Annotated in this window: 16 protein-coding genes; 5 read left to right on the top strand and 11 right to left on the bottom strand. The window is 65.3% G+C overall.

Annotated features, from left to right (window positions below):
* The first annotated feature begins 30 nt into the window (after positions 1-30).
* Positions 31-756, top strand: coding sequence for an AzlC family ABC transporter permease (locus NO347_RS05325; protein WP_256288616.1), 726 nt, complete (start codon positions 31-33; stop codon positions 754-756).
* Positions 749-1,054, top strand: coding sequence for an AzlD family protein (locus tag NO347_RS05320; RefSeq protein ID WP_256288615.1), 306 nt, complete (start codon positions 749-751; stop codon positions 1,052-1,054). The genes NO347_RS05325 and NO347_RS05320 overlap by 8 nt, the downstream gene beginning before the upstream one ends.
* Positions 1,055-1,090: 36 nt before the next feature.
* Here the strand turns inward: NO347_RS05320 and NO347_RS05315 are convergent, their stop codons facing one another.
* Together NO347_RS05315 and sufS are read right to left on the bottom strand one after the other, a co-directional pair.
* Positions 1,091-1,651 carry a mechanosensitive ion channel family protein gene (locus NO347_RS05315; RefSeq protein ID WP_256288614.1) on the bottom strand — a complete coding sequence of 187 codons (561 nt, stop codon included), beginning with the start codon at positions 1,649-1,651 and terminating at the stop codon, positions 1,091-1,093.
* Positions 1,652-1,780: 129 nt separating this feature from the next.
* The gene (gene sufS, locus NO347_RS05310; protein WP_256288613.1) at positions 1,781-3,058 is read right to left on the bottom strand and encodes a bifunctional cysteine desulfurase/selenocysteine lyase SufS; all 1,278 of its coding nucleotides are present in this window, start codon (positions 3,056-3,058) and stop codon (positions 1,781-1,783) included.
* A 355-nt stretch (positions 3,059-3,413) separates the two neighbouring features.
* On the opposite strand from sufS, the gene NO347_RS05305 reads away from it, so the two are divergent.
* The gene (locus NO347_RS05305; protein ID WP_256288612.1) at positions 3,414-3,617 is read left to right on the top strand and encodes a hypothetical protein; all 204 of its coding nucleotides are present in this window, start codon (positions 3,414-3,416) and stop codon (positions 3,615-3,617) included.
* Positions 3,618-3,784: 167 nt separating this feature from the next.
* Here NO347_RS05305 and NO347_RS05300 read toward each other — a convergent pair whose 3' ends face one another.
* Positions 3,785-4,228: a universal stress protein gene (locus NO347_RS05300; protein WP_256288611.1), complete on the bottom strand. Its 444-nt coding sequence runs from the start codon at positions 4,226-4,228 to the stop codon at positions 3,785-3,787.
* 216 nt (positions 4,229-4,444) lie between these two features.
* Between NO347_RS05300 and NO347_RS05295 the strand changes: the two genes are divergently transcribed.
* A complete protein-coding gene (locus tag NO347_RS05295; RefSeq protein WP_256288610.1) occupies positions 4,445-6,547 on the top strand; it encodes a PAS domain S-box protein in 2,103 nt (700 codons plus the stop codon).
* A gap of 5 nt (positions 6,548-6,552) precedes the next feature.
* On the opposite strand, the gene NO347_RS05290 is transcribed toward NO347_RS05295, so the two are convergent.
* The 8 genes from NO347_RS05290 to NO347_RS05255 form a co-directional block, all read right to left on the bottom strand.
* Positions 6,553-6,852: a DUF424 domain-containing protein gene (locus tag NO347_RS05290; RefSeq protein ID WP_256288609.1), complete on the bottom strand. Its 300-nt coding sequence runs from the start codon at positions 6,850-6,852 to the stop codon at positions 6,553-6,555.
* Positions 6,852-7,604 carry a tetratricopeptide repeat protein gene (locus tag NO347_RS05285; RefSeq protein ID WP_256288608.1) on the bottom strand — a complete coding sequence of 251 codons (753 nt, stop codon included), beginning with the start codon at positions 7,602-7,604 and terminating at the stop codon, positions 6,852-6,854. Before NO347_RS05285 ends, NO347_RS05290 begins: the two co-directional genes overlap by 1 nt.
* A gap of 139 nt (positions 7,605-7,743) precedes the next feature.
* Positions 7,744-8,205: a universal stress protein gene (locus tag NO347_RS05280; RefSeq protein ID WP_256288607.1), complete on the bottom strand. Its 462-nt coding sequence runs from the start codon at positions 8,203-8,205 to the stop codon at positions 7,744-7,746.
* Positions 8,205-9,857: a VC_2705 family sodium/solute symporter gene (locus NO347_RS05275; protein WP_121568704.1), complete on the bottom strand. Its 1,653-nt coding sequence runs from the start codon at positions 9,855-9,857 to the stop codon at positions 8,205-8,207. The genes NO347_RS05280 and NO347_RS05275 overlap by 1 nt, the downstream gene beginning before the upstream one ends.
* Complete coding sequence (locus NO347_RS05270; RefSeq protein ID WP_256288606.1) at positions 9,854-10,312, bottom strand: DUF4212 domain-containing protein; 459 nt, start codon at positions 10,310-10,312, stop codon at positions 9,854-9,856. The genes NO347_RS05275 and NO347_RS05270 overlap by 4 nt, the downstream gene beginning before the upstream one ends.
* Before the next feature lie 34 nt (positions 10,313-10,346).
* Positions 10,347-12,341 (bottom strand): acetate--CoA ligase, encoded by a 1,995-nt coding sequence (gene acs / locus NO347_RS05265; RefSeq protein WP_256288605.1) that lies wholly within the window; start codon positions 12,339-12,341, stop codon positions 10,347-10,349.
* A 99-nt stretch (positions 12,342-12,440) separates the two neighbouring features.
* Positions 12,441-14,108 carry a bacterio-opsin activator domain-containing protein gene (locus NO347_RS05260; protein WP_256288604.1) on the bottom strand — a complete coding sequence of 556 codons (1,668 nt, stop codon included), beginning with the start codon at positions 14,106-14,108 and terminating at the stop codon, positions 12,441-12,443.
* A gap of 152 nt (positions 14,109-14,260) precedes the next feature.
* Positions 14,261-16,189, bottom strand: coding sequence for an acetate--CoA ligase (locus NO347_RS05255; RefSeq protein ID WP_256288603.1), 1,929 nt, complete (start codon positions 16,187-16,189; stop codon positions 14,261-14,263).
* A 163-nt stretch (positions 16,190-16,352) separates the two neighbouring features.
* Between NO347_RS05255 and thpR the strand changes: the two genes are divergently transcribed.
* A complete protein-coding gene (gene thpR / locus NO347_RS05250; RefSeq protein WP_256288602.1) occupies positions 16,353-16,913 on the top strand; it encodes an RNA 2',3'-cyclic phosphodiesterase in 561 nt (186 codons plus the stop codon).
* The last annotated feature ends 34 nt before the right edge of the window (positions 16,914-16,947 follow it).

Here is a 16,947-nt window from a genome sequence, read left to right as displayed (position 1 = left end):
TAGGGGGGAACACGTCGAAGACGTGTGTCGATGCGTCGGAACCACGAAGAGCACGCCGCAGTGCAGCCGGAGACAATTTCGTTCTCTCGAGAAGGAATTCGCGCGGGCTTCCTCCAGTGTATGCCGGTCGCGGCCGGTGTCGGCGGCTACGGCGTCGTGTTCGGCGTCCTCGCTGGTCAGGCGGGGTTGAGCGTGGGGGAGGCCGCGCTGATGAGCGGGACGGTGCTCGCAGGTGCCGCACAGCTGATCGTGATGGAACTCTGGCGAGAGCCGGTTCCGATCGCCGCGGTAATCGCGACGACGCTCGTGGTGAATCTGCGCTACCTCCTGATGGGTGCGGCGCTCCGACCCTGGTTCGAGCAGCTCTCCCCGAGACAGACGTACGCGAGCCTCTTTTTCACCGCCGACGAGAACTGGGCGCTCACGATCGGCGAACTGCGCTCGGGGAGTCGACGCGGCGCGTTCCTCCTCGGGAGCGGACTCGCCATCTGGACGTTCTGGGTCCTCGCGACGGTCGTCGGCGTCACCGTCGGCGACGTGATCGAAGAGCCAGCGCAGGTCGGATTAGACTTCGTCCTGACGGCGGTCTTCCTGACGCTCGCAGTCGACCTGTGGGACGAGGACTCGCGGCTCCGTACGTGGGTAAGCGCCGCGGTCGTGGCAGTGCTCGCCGCCGGCTATCTGCCCGGATACTGGTATCTCGTGTGTGGCGGCGTCGCGGGGAGCCTCGTGGAGGTGTGGCAGTACGATGGCTGAGTTCGATCCCGTCGTCGTCGTCACCATCCTGGCGATGAGCCTCACGACGTACGCGACGAAGGCAGGCGGATTCTGGCTCCTCAGCCGAATCGAGCTGTCGCCACGCATCGAACGGGGCCTCGACGCGCTTCCGGGCGCGATCGTCGTCTCACTCCTCGCGCCGGAGCTGACGAAGCTCGGTCCGGCAGGCTGGATCGCGGCCACTGCAGTCCTCGTGGTCGCCTGGCGAAACGACGGCGCGCTCGCGGCCCTCGGGGTGGGAATGGTCACCGTAGTCGCGTTGCGGGCGCTGTTGTAGCGCGAGGACGTGCAGCCGCAGTCGGTCGCGAGCGCATCACTCGTCCGCAGAAGCGATGAGGCGCGTCCACTTCTTTTCGACGTCCCGGTTCGCCACGACGATGGTGTCGCCGTCGCCGTTCCGGAACCGGGTCTTCCGCAGTTCGATGGCTTCCACCGTCCCCGTAACGGGATCTGACTTCACTTCGTCACCGGGGTTGAAGTCCGGATCTCTGAGGAGATAGACGCCGGCGACGGTGTCGGCGATCATATTCGAGAGCGCGTAGGAGACGCCAAGTGCGACGAAGCCGGCGGCAGTGCCGAGACTCGCGGCGATCTCGCCCATCCCGAAGATCTTCAGCAGCGTCAGCGCCGCTCCGAACCACAGGAACACGCTCACGATGGTCACGCCGAGGTCGACGACGAGGCGCTGGTCGTCCGGATAGACGGCGTCGAGCGTGCGGCGGAGGACGCCGGTGAGAACCCGGATCCCGACGTACGCGATCGCGAGGAAGACGAGCCCCGTCAGGATCGTCGGCGCGGCCTGCCGAAGTCCGTCGGCGAACTCGAAGAGCGTCTGCCGGATCGTGTCGACGAGGAATCGGGCGACTGTGGACATCGGTGCCGGTGAATTGACACTCAGTCACAAAGTGCTTCTGGAGAGGTAGATTCGAGCTGAGACAGCGAGTTCGAGCGGAATACGGAGCACGGGAGAAGCGAGCGGGGAGAGAGCAGACGTAACGCGAGGTCAGGCGAAGAGCTGTCGGGCGTCGTCGACGGCGTCGACGAGCGCGTCGATCTCTTCTTTCGTGTTGTAGATGTAGAAAGACGCGCGGGTCGAGGCCGGAACGCCGAGTTTGTCGTGCAGCGGCTGGGTACAGTGGTCGCCGGCGCGGATCGCGACGCCGTGGTCGTTGAGGATGCTAGAGAGGTCGTGTGCGTGGACGTTCTCGAGGTTGAACGCGACGAGACCACCGCGCTCGTCGCCCGGCGGGCCGTATATCTCGACGTCGTCGAACGCCGACAGTTCGTCGTAGGCGTACTCCGCGAGCAGTTCCTCGTGGGCCTGGACGCGTTCCATTCCGATGTCGTCGAGGTAGTCGATCGCGGCGTGGAGGCCGATGCCCTGTGCGATGACGGGTGTGCCCGCCTCGAACTTCCAGGGGAGGTCCTCCCACGTCGAGTCCTCGTAGGTGACGCTTCGGATCATCTCGCCGCCGTAGAGGTACGGCTGCATCTCTTCGAGGATGTGTTCTTTCCCGTATAGGACGCCGATCCCTGTCGGCCCGAGCATCTTGTGCCCCGAGAAGGCGAAGAAGTCGGCGTCGATATCTCCGACGTCGACTGGTCGCGTCGGGACGGACTGCGCGCCGTCGACGAAGATGTACGCGCCGTGGTCGTGGGCCAGATCGGCCAGTTCGGCGACCGGCGTGACCGTCCCGAGCGTGTTCGAGACGTGCACGACGGAGACCATCGCGGTCGAGTCGTCGATCAGTTCGGCCGCGTGGTCCATATCCAATCGACCGGCGTCGTCGACGCGGATGTACTCGACGCTCGCGCCCGTCTTCTTGGCGATCTGTTGCCAGGTGACGAGCGAGGCGTGATGTTCCATCTCGGTCAGGACGACCGTGTCGCCCGGCCCGAGTTCGGCGAGTCCCCACGCGTAGGCGACGAGGTTCATCGATTCGGTGGTGTTCTTCGTGAAAACGATCTCTTCTCGTCCCGCGGCGCCGATGAACTCCGCGACGCGGTCGTGAGCGTTCTCGTAGGCCACCGAGGCCTCCTGACTCAGGTGGTGAATCCCGCGATGGACGTTCGAGTTGTAGCCGTAGTAGTAATCGACGATGCTCTCGACGACGGATTTCGGCGTCTGACTCGTCGCCGCGTTGTCGAGGTAGACGAGCGGACGGGTGTCGTCCGGGCCCTCACCCGGCGTCTCGATGTCGCCGCCGACCTTCCGATCGAGGATGGGGAAGTCCTCGCGAATCAACGCGACGTCGACTGGATACGTTTCCTGCGTTCCCATTGAAGACCCGTTAGCGTCCCAGCACTAACACGGCTTCGGTCCGGGCGGTCGCTGCCACGAGATGCGTTCGGAGACGATTCGCTCCACTATAGTAGCGTTTGCAACTGACTACACAGCCAATCGCACGACTGCGTGCGATTAGGTGCGTGAAGACGTGCAAACGCTATATAGTTGCGGGCGATGCGGCAGAAGATTCGTTTTCGGACGTGTACTAGAATAAACGTTCGACCACAAAATAGGTGTTTGCGTTCTGCTCTGTGGGATATTCAGAAACTGCGGTGCGTGGGCGTCTAGACATCGGGCGAATAGCTCAAAAAGATAATACTTATTATCGTGTGTTCGTCGGTTCTGCACGATGACCGACGAAACGATCGAGACCGTCCGGACGCTTCTCCGCGGAGCGTTGGAGAACACTGACGACACCGAAGTGCACTACAAGCTCCGAACGGCGCTACAGTTGCTCGACGTGTACAAGAACGACATCGATCAGCTGCAAGACGCCGCCGAGGGCGACGACGACCTCGAAGAGCGGCTCAGCGACCTCGGCTATCTCCAGTGACTCCGAGTCGGTGCCACCTAGCGTGAATGTCCGCCCGCCGGGGTCGTAAGCCGGGTTACAACCGTCGCAAGTGGGCGAAGAACCAATCTAATGGCCTTGTTGAGAACGCAAGTAGCGGTTCTGTGTGTTTAAATAAATGAGTCGACGGCTCGCTGCCCGCGGCTCGGTTAGACGACGCGGACGGGGACCTCCGTCCGGCCCAGAACGCGGTTCGTCGTCGACCCGATGAGGGGCTTGTCCGGGTCCGAGCGACCGCGCTTTCCGATGACGATGAGGTCGACGCCCTCGTCTTCGGCGTACTCGATGATCTCTTCCTCCGGAATGCCCGACTTCACGACGGTGACGCAGTCGACGCCCGCCTCGGCGGCCAGCTCCGAGATGTCGTCCGTGAAGCCTCGTCCCTTCTTTTCCAGTCGCTTCCGCGTTTGCGCGATGTCGCTCGGGACCGCCACGAAGGCGGCGTCGCCCATATCCATCACGTACATCGCGTGGACCGCTGCGTCGTTCTTTTTCGCCAGGTCGATCGCTTGCCTCGCGGCCTCCATCGCCGCCTTGCTCCCGTCGGTCGGGACGAGAATGTCGTGAACCTCGGTTTCTGTTGTTTCGCTCATACGAACCGATACGGTATCACGGTTAATTAATTGATACTTCGGCTATCACGATCTGGGACCAATCTCCCACGACAAGGACGGTACCCTCGACAAGACGTGTCGATACATCGAACGCGATTTCGGGAGGGGTTGCATTCGGCCACACCACCGGGCGAACCGGTAATTTTCTGGGGAACAGGGCCAATTTAATTTATACGCACAGATGAAAGACGGGATATGAACACCGACGGGGAGGGAGAGCCGTACCGAGCCTACTTCGAGGAGTCCCCGATCGGAGTGTTCGTGACCGACGCCGCCGGTGAGTTCGTCGACGCCAACCCAGTGGCCTGCGAGATGGTGGGACGCGAACGGGAAGAACTGCTCTCGCTATCGATCGAAGACGTTACTGACCTTCCCGAAGGGGCCGCGATCCCCTCGTCGTTCGCGAAGGTCAAAGAAACGGGGCACGCCCGGGGCGAGCATCAGTTGGTGCACGCGGACGGGCGGAGGATCGACGTCCTCCTCGATACGATGTCGCTCGGCGACGACCGGTTCGTCGCGTACGTCCAAGACGTCAGCGAGAAGAAGCGGTACGAACGGGAGCTCGAACGGTTCAAAGCGTTCACCGAGCAGTCCTCCGACCTCATCACCCTCCTCGACGAAAACGGGCGGATCCAGTACAACAGCCCGGCAGTGGAAGACATTCTCGGATACAGTCAGGACGAACTGATCGGTGAAAATCCACTCGAGTACATTCATCCGCGGGACCGCGAACGCGTTGCCGATCAACTCCAGACGGTACTGACGACGACGGGGAGAGGGCCACGCGCCGAGTTCCGGATACGGGACGCCGACGGGGAGTGGGTATGGATCGAAAGCTACGGGACGAACCGCCTCGCCGACCCCAACGTCGAGGGGGTCATTGTCAATCAGCGTGACATCACCGAACGCAAGGAGCGAGAGCGGACGCTCAAACAGTACGAGCGCGCCGTCGAACAGGCGACGGACCTCCTGGCCGCGGCGGACACAGAACACCGACTCCTCTTCGCGAACAAGCGCTACCGCGAGTTTCACGGCCTCAGCGACGACGATATCGGCACCACCACGCTGGAAGAAGTTCTCGGACCCGAACAGTTCGCGGAGATCGACCCGCGACTCGACGCCGTATTCGAGGGCGAGACGCACCAGTACGAGATGGTCCGCCAGGATCCCGATGGCGACGACCACCACTTCGACATCCGGTATTATCCACTCAGGTCCGACTACGGCGAGGTCGTCGGTATCGTGGCGACGATGCGCGACATCACCGAGCGCAAGGAGCGGCGCCGGAAGCTCAAGCAGTACGAATACGCGGTCGAGAGTTCGACGGACTGGATCGTCGCCGTCGACACGGACCACCGAGTCCTCTTCGCGAACAGCGGGTTTCGATCGTTTCACGGCCTCGACGGCGACGCACGCGGAGCGCCGCTCTCGGAGGCGCTCGAGGAGTCCGTGGCGACGGAAATCGCCCCGCAGATGGAGCGAGCGCTCGCCGGCGAGCGAGTCGAATTCGAGCATCAGACGACTTCCGACGGGGAACGACGCCCGGTTCGGAGCGTCGTCTTCCCGCTCGAAGACGACGACGGAACGGTCATCGGCGTTGTCGCGTTGATCCGGGACATAAGCGAGCTGAAAGATCGAGAACAGCAGTTACAGGTGCTCGATCGGGTCCTCAGACACAACCTCAACAACAAAATGAACATTGTCAGCGGGTACGCCGAGTCGATCCAGGATCGGACGACAGATCCCTTTATCCAGGAGTCGGCGGCCAAGATCCGCGCGAACAGCGATCAGTTGACGCAGATGGCGTCGAAAGAACGGGCGATCACCAAGGTGCTTTCGGACCCGCCCGCGATGGAAGCGGTCGACCTCGCCACAGTTGCACAGCAGATCACGTCGTCGGTGCGGAAGTCGCATCCGGCGGCAACTATCACGACCGAGTTACCAGAACAGCGCGTGGAGGTCGTCGTCGGTGCGGTGGGGCGTGCGCTCAAAGAGCTATTACAGAACGCAGTGACCCACTCCGACCGGGAGAGGCCGGCTATCGAGGTCCGGGTCCGGAACCTCCCGGACACGGTTCAGGTGCAAGTGGCCGACGACGGCCCGGGTATTCCGGAGATGGAGCGCGCGGTCCTGACCGGCGAGTCGGAGATCGAACCACTACTCCACGGCAGCGGCCTCGGGCTGTGGCTCGTGAAACTCATCGTCGGGCGCGCCGACGGAACGCTCCGCTTCGAGGAGAACGAGCCGAGAGGCAGCGTCGTCACGATAGCGTTCCCCCGGCCAGGAACGGCGGGCTAGCCGCGTCACATCCAGAGGAGTTGCGCGTGAAGCGTCCCGTCGACGTCGAGTACGCGCTCCTCGTCGACGATACCGGCGTCGACAGCGACGGAGACCGCGCGCTCGCCGACGATGTTGGCCACGCTGGCCCGCGTGAGACTATCGACGACAGTGGCTTCGTCGGCCTCGGCGGCCTCGTCGCCGCCGTAGAACGCCTCCGTTACCTCCAGAGAGATGTCGCCTTCGGTGTAGGTCTCGCCCAGACACTCCGGGTCGCAAACGGAGACGAGCAGTCCTTCCGGTGTCTGTCGTTCGCGAAGGAGCATCACCGGTTCTGTTGTTGCTGTTGCAGCATCTCTTGTTCGCGTTCCTGCCGCAGTTCGTCGGCCTGCTGTTGGGCCTGTTCGGCCTCTTCGTCCTGCCCGAGTTCTTCGAGCGCGGCCGCCTTCTCTTCGAGCACGTCGGCAGTGCGCATTCCCAGTCGGATCGCGTTGTCGAAGGCGTTGACGGCCTCCTCGTTCAGGCCGCGTTCGCGGAGGAAGAAGCCGCGGTTGTACCACGCCTGCGGGAAGCGCGGGTCGATCTCGACCGCGCGCTCGGCGTGGCGCAGTGCCTCTTCGATCTCGCCGGCGTTCCAGAGCGCGTACGCGAGGTTCGTCTCGGCGGAGGCCGCGTGTTCGGAGTCGTCGTCGATGCGGAGCGCCTCGCGGTAGGAGCCGATGGCTTCGTCCCACTCCTCCAATTCGGCGTGCGCTGCGCCCTTGTTAACCCACGCCTCCTGGGCTTCGAGGGAGTCCTCGTCGGCGAAGCGCGCCGCGCGCTCGAACGTCTCGGTCGCCTCCTCGAAGCGGTTGATCTGCATATACGAGAGCCCGACGTCGACGAGCTGTTCGACGTCGACCTGATCTGAGGCGATGTTTCGCCGGTCGAGTTCGTCCGTGACGACGCGGCTGTCCACGGGATCGACCTTCGTCGGATCGACCTTCAGCTCCGGCGGGTCGAGGGTGAACTCCTCGTAGTCCTCGTCGAACCCCTGGCCCGAGGAGAACTCGTGGTCGTCTCGCTCGCCGTTTGTCATACCGCCTAATTTGCGGTCAGGACGGTTAAGGACTGCGTCACGGGGTTGCGGTGGGGAGCGATGCGCACCCGGAGTCAGTGAGAGGACGAACAGTAGGTGGACGGACGAGGAAGAACGGCGTCGCGCGTGAGGCTGCCGCTCAGTCCTCGCCGTGCTCGTCGACGACTAACACGGGGACCTGCGTCTCACGCAGGACCTTCTCGGCGACGCTGCCGAGCAGCGCCCGCGAGAGGCCCGAGCGGCCGTGCGAGCCCATCACGACGAGGCCGATCTCGTTCTCGTCGACGAACTTTCGGATCGCCCGAGCGGGCTGGCCGGCCCGGACGTGTTCCTCGACGGTGAGCCCGCGTTCGGCGGCCATCTCAGCGACGTGGCCGGTCGCGGCGTCGGCGCTCGCTTTCACTTCCGGCATCTCGTCGAGGTGGCCCTGGCGGAGCCGGTCGACCTGTTCGGTCCCCAGCGAGTAGCTCGTGGCGTCGACGTCGATGACGTAGAGCGCGTGCAGCGTGGCGTCGTACTTCTCAGCGAGGTCGATCGCGTGGGCGACCGCGACCTCGGAGGTGTCGCTTCCGTCGGTCGGAACGAGAATGTTGTCGTACATCAGTCATCAGCGGGGGTCTGGCCCCCGTCGGTCGCCGCAACGTCTTCTGCGCTCTCGGTGCGAGACATCGGTTTCGGGCTGTGACACTGCCGGACCAGCCGCTTCGTGGACTCCGGCGGCTCCTCGGTGAGGAGCGAGACCACGATCGTGATCGCGAAGACCAGCGGCGTGCCGACCAGCGCCGCGCCGATCGCGGGGACGACGTCGCCGAAGGCCTGGCTGAAGGGGAGGATGAGGTCGTTGACGACGGCCGCGATCCACAGTAGCAGGCCGAAGCTCATCCCGGCGAGCGCGCCCGCGCGGTTGGTGTTCTCCCACCAGAGCCCGAGGAAGAACATCGGGAAGAGAACGATCGCCGCGAGCGAGAACGCCAGCGCGACGAGCTGGCCGATGAGCGCCGGCGGGTCCAGCGCCGTGATCGTGACGATGATACCGAGGAGCACGATCGTGCCGCGGCCGACCAGCACCTGCTCGCGCTGGGTCGCGTCGGGGTTGATGATGTTGGTGTAGATGTCGTGTGAAACCGCAGAGGACGCCGTGATGAACAGTCCGGCGGTCGTCGCGATTGCGGCGGCGATGCCGCCGGCGGCGACGAGGCCGACGAACCAGGTCGGGAGGTTCGAGAGCTGCGCCGCGAGCACGACGATGAGGTCACCCTCGCCGCCGGACATTCCGCCCGAAGCGGCGTACGTCGGGCCGTACTGGGAGGCGTCGTAGAGGTCGACGCCGAAGGCCGCAAGCGCCGGCGCGCCCCAGTACAGCAGCATAATGAAGAACAGTCCCCAGACGGTGGAGTGGCGAGCGGTCCGCTCGTTTTCGACCGTGTAGAAGCGAACGAGGACGTGTGGCAAGCCGCAGGTCCCGAAGACCAGCGAGAACGCGGTCGCGATCCACAGGAAGAACGAGGCGTTCACGAAGGGCTCGGAGAACTCGGTGTTGAGGTCGTTGATGAGCGCCCCGTACTCGATCTGCGGCAGGAACGTCGAGTAGCCGTTGACGATGCCGACGACGTAGACCGCCACGAGGAACGCGACGATGAGGATGACGTACTGGACGGCCATATTCTTCGTCGCGCCCATCATCCCCGAGAGGGTCAGGTACGCGACCGTGATGCCCATCATCACGACGACCATCGTCACGTAGTCGGTCCCGAAGACGTAGAGGCCGACGAGGCCCATCCCGCGCGCCTGACCGACCGAGTAGACGAAGCCGATGAGGATCGTCGTCGCCGCGCCGAGGGCGCGTGCGGTGTCGGAGTTGAAGCGGTCGCCGACGAAGTCGGGCGCGGTGTACTTCCCGAAGCGACGCATCTGCGCCGCGAGGAAGATGAGGAGCACGAAGTAGCCCGCCGTCCAGCCGATGATGAACGCGAGGCCGTAGAAGCCCGACAGCGCCACCAACCCGGCTAAGCCGAGGAACGACGCCGCGGACATCCAGTTCGCGCCGATCGCCATCCCGTTCTCGATGTTCCCGATCGAGCGGCCGGCGACCCACATACCCTCGGTGTCGGCGACCTTGAACAGGTAGCCGACCACGAGGAACAGCGCAAGCATCGCGACGACCATCACGGCCGGAATCGGCTTGAACGAGATGTCGAGCGCCTCGGGAAGCAGATCGCCCGACTGCAGCGCGAGTCCCAGAAGCGAACTCATCGGGGTTCACCTCCGTCGGTCGCCGCCGCGTCGGCGTCGACGTCGTCCTGTGACTCGACCGCCGCGGTGGAGTGGTCGATACCGTACTTCTCGTCGAGTTTGTCCCGGCTCCGGGAGTAGAGGTACGCGAGCACCAGCGAACTCGTCGGCGCGAGGAACGCCACCGAGAAGTAGTGCGCCGGGAAGTTGAGGACCGGAATCGGCTGAGTCATCACTTCGGGCGCCAGATACGTCGCCGTCACCGGCCCCCAGGTGAGGATCACCCAGGCGATGAAGCCCGCCCAGACCTGCTTGAGGTGGTCGCGCATAAAGGGCGTGCTCGGCTTCAGGAGGTTGACTTCGGCCTCCAGATAGTCGACGTCGGCGTCGGTGTCGACCCCGCCGTCAGTTGCGATGCGTCCGTCCGCGTCGTCGGATCGGGTCTCGTCCTGTTCGTGTCCGGGATTATCTATCATAATTGGCTTCGAAATATATCGTGGCTCATCGTGCTCAGTCCTGGACGCTCGCGCGAATCTCCTCGACGATCTCGGGGTTCCGAAGGGTCGAGGTGTCGCCGAGTTCCGCACCGTTGGCGATGTCTTCCAGCAGTCGCCGCATAATCTTCCCCGAGCGAGTCTTCGGGAGTTCGGGCGTGAAAATCACTTCTTCGGGGCGCGCGATCGGTCCGATTGCGTCTTCGACGCCAGCGATGATCCGCTCGCGCAGGTCCGCATCGCCCTCGTGGCTCTCCTCGGTGATGACGTAGGCGTAGACGGCTTCGCCTTTCACCTCGTGGTCGCCGCCGACGACCGCGGCCTCGGCGACGCCCTCGACGCCGACGATGGCGGATTCGATCTCCATCGTTCCGAGCCGATGGCCGGAGACGTTGATCACGTCGTCGACGCGGCCCAGAACGGTGATGTAGCCGTCCTCGTCGATCTTCGCGCCGTCCTCCGGGAAGTACACCCAGTCGTCGGGGTCGTCGCTGTCGGTGTCGGAGTACTCTGCCCAGTACTCCTCGATGTATCGCTCGTCGTTCTTATACAGGGTCCGAAGCATCCCGGGCCACGGTTTCTGCACCGTCAGGTAGCCCGCGCGGCCCGCGTCGATCTCGTCGCCGTTGGTATCGACGATCTGTACGTCGAGTCCCGGCAGCGGCGGCCCCGCAGAACCGGGTTTCATATCCTTGATGCCGGGTAGGGTCGTGACCATCATCCCGCCGGTTTCGGTCTGCCACCACGTGTCGACGACGGGGCACTCGCCGTCGCCGATATGTTGGTAGTACCACTTCCAGGCGCGGGGGTTGATCGGCTCGCCGACCGTCCCCAGGAGACGCAGACTCGACAGGTCGTGGCGGTCGGGGTACTCCGTGCCCCACTTCATAAACGCGCGAATCGCCGTCGGCGCAGTGTACAGTTGCGTCGCCTCGTAGTCCTCGATGATCTGCCACAGGCGGTCGCGCTCGGGGTGGTCCGGCGTCCCCTCGTACATCATCGTCGTGGTGCCGAGCGCGAGCGGCCCGTAGACGATGTAGGAGTGACCCGTGATCCAGCCGATGTCGGCCGAGCAGAAGTAGGTGTCATCCGGTTCGATGTCGAGGACGGCCTGCGAGGTCCAGGCCGACCACGCGAGGTAGCCGCCGGTCGTGTGCTTGACGCCTTTCGGCTGGCCGGTCGTTCCCGAGGTGTACATCAGGAACAGCATATCCTCGGCGTCGCGGGCGACGGGATCGACCGCTGCCCCCTCGTGGGCGGCGACGAGGTCGTCGTAGTCGTGCTGGTTGTCTGCGAGGTCGTGACCGAAGTCGTCGCCGTTCGGGCCGAGACGGTCGACGACCACGACGTCCGAGACCGGATGTTCGACCGAACCGAGGCCCTGATTGGCTTTCTGGAGGTGGTCGAGGGGGTCGCCGCGGCGGTAGTAGCCGTCGCAGGTGACCAGATACTCCGAGTCCGCGGCGTTCATCCGGGTCGCGAGCGCGTCCGCCGAGAAACCGGCGAAGACGACCGAGTGCGGCGCGCCGATCCGCGCACACGCCAGCATCGCGATCGGCAGCTCCGGCACCATCGGCATGTACATCGTGACGACGTCGTCCTCGCCGACGCCGAGGTCGCGGAGGGAAGCCGCGAACTCGTTGACCTCCCGGTGGAGTTCCTCGTAGGTGTAGGTGCGATTCTCCTCGTCGACGGGTTCGCCCACCCACTCGATGGCGGCCTCGTCACCGCGGTCTGCGAGGTGCCGATCGAGACAGTTCGCCGAGGCGTTGAGTTCGCCGCCGGTGAACCACTCGTAGAACGGCGGGGTCGAATCGTCTAAGACGGTGTCGTACCCGGTCTCCCACTCGAGCAGATCCGCCGCAGTTTCCCAGCACTCGGGCCAGTTCTCCTCGAACTCCTCGTAGATGCCCTCGTCGGAGACGTTGGCCTGACCGGTGAACTCCGCCGGTGGCTCGAAGACGTCCTGTTCGGCCAGCCGCGCTTCGAGTTCTACGTCATCATTTCCCATAGTCTATCACTCACAATCGGTCACCCCTACATAAGCGGAGGCTCTAATTATACCAATTATTACTGTTAGAGTCAGTCTGCTGCCACGAACACACGTCACTCAGCGGCGACGGTCGGCGGTCGACGGAGAGGCCGGCGTCTCGTCGAAGAAGGCCGTCAAAAGCTTCTGCTGGGCCTTTCTGAGGTGGTTGTGAAGCGTCGGTGAGGAGACGTCGAGCGAATCAGCCAGTTCCTCGGCGGTCGAGCCGCGAGGCCACTCGAAGTAGCCGCTGTGGTACGCCGCCCGGAGAACCGTCGCCTGGCGATCCGAGAGCCGATCAGCCAGGCGCTCGCGGAATCCCTGGTCGGTCTCGACAGAGCGGTCGGCCTGCTGTTTCGCCGCCAGCGACACCGAGGGGTGCGCGTCGGTGACAGCGTCGACGACCGCGCGGACGTCGGCCTCACCGGGCAGTTCGACCGTAACCGTCGCATCGCCGCCGTCGGCGCGCAACGATCGAACGCGGGCCCCGCTCTCGACGGCCGCGAGAGCGGGTGAGGCGTCCACGACGACCTCGACGGAGGCTCCGTCGCCGTAGTCCTCGATGAGGCGCGCGTCGGCGACGGCGTCGGCCGCCGAAGCGTGCGAGAGCACCGGATCCGCGCCCGCGCCCTCGACGACGAGGTAGTACAGGAGCGACCCGCCGCCGACGGGGACCATCCCGGAGAGTTCCACGTGGCACTCGAGTGTCCCCGAGAGGTCGGCGACGAACGACGACTCGGTCGGACACCGGAAATCGAGTTCGACGACGGTGTCTGCGAGCAGGAGGCGCTTTCGCTCGACGGCCGCGAGGGCGTGGCCGACCTGGGTTCCGAGGACTGCCAGCGCGTCCCGACGGTCCTCGCGCACCGCGTCGGTGGTCCCGACCGCGAGCACACCCGCCGCGGCCCCCTCGCGCACGACTGGAACGAGTGCGAGCGGCCCGTCCGCGGTCTGTTCGACCCCGACTGTCGGCGTCTCGACGGCGTCGATGGCGGCCGCTTCGTGCTCGTCGAGCGCGTGCTCGACAGCGGCCTCGTCGATGCCGCCGGCTCCGCGAAACGTGAACCCGTTTCCCGTCCGTTCGGCGAGCCACGCGAATCGGATGCCCTCGGCCGCCGCCAGACGCTCACACGCCGTCTGGGCGACTTCTCTCCCCGTCGCGGCGCCGACCAGTGCGGTTCCGAGGTCGGCCGCGAGTTCGACATCCTGGCGGAGTTCCGCCGAGACGTCGGACCCGTCGTCGTCGACCAACGCGGCCGCGACGTCCTCGCGGTCGGGGTCTGTGAGCAGCGGTTCGAGGCTGTCCAAGCGGTCCCAGCCCCCGATTGCGCAGACGACGTGCGGTGGCACGCCGGCGTCGAGCAGGTCGGCCGCGAAGTGCCAGCGGAGGTCCCGCGAGGAGACGTCGACCCCTTCGACGCGCGCGGAGACTTCGCCGACGAGCATCTGGAGTCGTCGCGGCGAGACCGTCAGCAGAGGGTCGTCGTCGCCGACGCCGACGCTGCCAGCGTACTTGCGGAGGTCGTGCTCGACGTCCGTCGGGAGGTACGCCTCGCGTGTGATTCCGTCCCCGTTTCGCACCGCGAGAAAGTGGTGGCCGTCCTGCGATTCGACGTCTCCCAGGCGGACCTGGGTCATCTCCGTCGGACGGAGACCGACCTCGCCACCGAGTCGAAGCACGAGATCCTCGCGATGCGTTCGGGTGGCCCGACGGAGGCGCTCGTACTCGCGGGCGTCGAGGGGCGACATTCTGTTTCGACGTATTCAAAGAAAGCGAAATAAAGATGTGGATTTTCGAGACAGAACCTCGGACGTCGCGGGATCTAAATGTTCTATCTGTCCCTACTGGGTAGATAGCGTCGAAAAAATCTGTTTTCGTCTTTATTCGAGTAATCGAAACGTCATCGGTCCCGCGTTCGAGACCGGATCTCACCGAGAATCTCGGGGTTGCGAAGCGCGGAGGTGTCGCCGAGCGTCTCGTCGTTAGCGACCGCCCGCAGGAGTCGGCGCATCACCTTTCCGGAACGTGTCTTGGGGAGATCCGGCGTGAAGACGATCTCCTCGGGGGTGGCGACGCCGCCGATGGCGTCTTCGACCGCCGCCCGGATCCGCCCGCGCAGGTCGGACTCGGCGGCGTCGCGTTCGGGCGCGACGTAGGCGTAGATCGCCGTCCCCGTGGTGTCGTGGTCGGCCCCGACGACGGCAGCCTCGGCGACGCCCGCGACGCCGACGATGGTCGACTCCAGTTCCATCGTGCTGAACCGGCGGCCGGCGACGTTGACCGCCTCGTCGATGCGTCCCAGGAACGTGATGTACCCGTCCGCGTCCTGGCGAGCGCCGTCTTCCGGGTAGTAACGCCAGGGGCCGCCGTCGTGTGCCCCCCAGTCAGTGCCGGTCGCGAGGGCGCGCGGCATCCCCGGCCAGGGGCGAGTGATCGCGAGTTCGCCCGACTCGTCGGGTTCGACTGGTTCGCCGCGGCCGTCGACGACCGCCGCGTCGATGCCGGGGAGAGGTTTGCCCGCCGCGCCGGGTTTCATCGCGTCGACGCCAGGGAGCGTCGAGACGAGGATCGCGCCGGTCTCGGTCTGCCACCAGGTGTCGACGACGGGGCACTCGCCGCCGCCGATGTGCTCGTGGTACCAGCGCCAGGTTGGTTCGTCGATGGGTTCGCCCACGCTGCCGAGAAGCCTGAGACTGGAGAGGTCGTGGCGGCCGGGGTACTCCGCGCCCCACTTCATAAACGCGCGAATCGCCGTCGGCGCGGTGTAGAACACGTCGACGGCGTGGCGGTCGACCAGTTCCCAGAGGCGGTCCTTCTCCGGGTGGTCGGCGGTGCCGCCGTACAGCATCGTCGTGGTGCCGAGCGCGAGCGGCCCGTAGACGATGTAGGAGTGGCCCGTGATCCAGCCGATGTCGGCCGAACACCAGTGAGTATCCTCCGGCCGGATGTCGAGCACGGAGCGCGCGGTCCAGGCGACGTGGGCGAGATAGCCGCCGGTCGTGTGCGTGACGCCGCGCGGTTCGCCGGTCGTCCCCGACGTGTAGATCTGAAAGAGCGGGTCCGAGGCCGCCCGCGAGACGGGATCGACCTCGTCCCCGCGGTGGGCGTCGATCAGTTCGCCGTAGTCGTGATAGCCCGGACCGAGATGGACGCCCTGGCCGAGGTGATCGAGGACCACGACGTCGACGTCGTGATCGAGCGCGAGGCGGGCGTTGTCGGCTTTGTTCTTCTGCGCGATGGCGTCGCCGCGGCGGTAGTAGCCGTCGCAGGTGACGAGGTACGCCGACGTAGAGCGGGCCATCCGCTCGGCGAGCGCGTCGGCGGAGAAGCCGGCGAAGACGACGTTGTGAATCGCGCCGAGGCGCGCACACGCGAGCATTGTCACCGGAAGCTCGGGGACCATCGGCAGATACAGCGTCACGACGTCGCCGGCCTCGACGCCCAGTTCGCGCAGGGCCGCCGCCGCGGCGTTGACCTCGCGGTGGAGTTCGAGGTAGGTGTAGCTCCGGGAGTCGCCGAGGTGGCCCTCCCAGACGAGCGCGCGCTGATTCTTGCGCTCGGGAAGGTGGCGGTCGACACAGTTGACCGAAGCGTTGAGCGTCCCGCCGGGGAACCACTCGAACGGAGGCGTCTCCCCGCCGCGGAAGACCGTCTCGGGGAAATCGTCCCAGTCGAGTAACTCGCCCGCCCGACGCCAGCAGTCGGGCCACTCGTCGGCGAAGGTCTCGTAGATATCGGGATCAGAGACGACTGCCTGCTGGCGGAACCACGCCGGTGGATCGAGTGCCGTCCGGTCGGTTCGGGTCCGTCCCGAGCCCTCGCCTGTCATCGTGTCTCTCTCGATGGCGGTACGGGCATAAGTTTCCCGCTCGCGGCGGTCGAAGCGGGCGAAATTCGCGATCCGGTCCGCGATCTGAACAAAAATCGAACGGGAGCACTGTGATCTCACTCGCGGGCGGAGCGTTTTCATCGCCGAGCGCGTACGCCGAGGTATGCGCCTCTTCGTCAGCATCGACCTTCCCGATCGGCTCGCGGCGGCCGTCGCGGACGCACAAGAGCGGTTCGCAGACGCCGAGGGGCTCCGCTTCGTCGACCCCGAGCAGGCCCACCTGACGCTCCAGTTCCTCGGCGAGACGGACCCGGATCGCATCGAGGAGATCGAAGCAGCACTGGAGCGCGCGGTCGCCGACGCCGACGTCGACCCCTTCGAGTTTCGGGTCGGCGGCTTCGGCGTCTTTCCGTCACAGAGTTACATCAGCGTGGTCTGGGCGGGCGTCCGCGAGGGTGTCGGCGGTGCGGAGACGAGACGACTCCAGAGCGCCGTCGAGCGCGAACTGGCCGAGCTCGGGTTCGAGGGGGACGATCACGACTTCACGCCGCACATCACCATCGCGCGGATGGACGACGCGCGCGGGAAAGACCTCGTGCAGCGGGTCGTCCGCGAGACGGACCCGGACATCGGCTCGTTCCGCGTCGACGAGATCAGATTGAAAGAGAGCACGCTGCGCTCCGACGGTCCGGTGTACGAGACGGTCGAAGCATTCCCGTTGTGAGGGAGAGGCGTTGCGCAGCCGGGCGATCACCGGC

It is taken from the genome of Halobellus inordinatus (assembly GCF_024464655.1).
GTDB lineage: Archaea > Halobacteriota > Halobacteria > Halobacteriales > Haloferacaceae > Haloquadratum > Haloquadratum inordinatus.
Note: the sequence above shows the minus strand (reverse complement) of the source record. Positions and strands in the feature narration are given on the sequence as shown.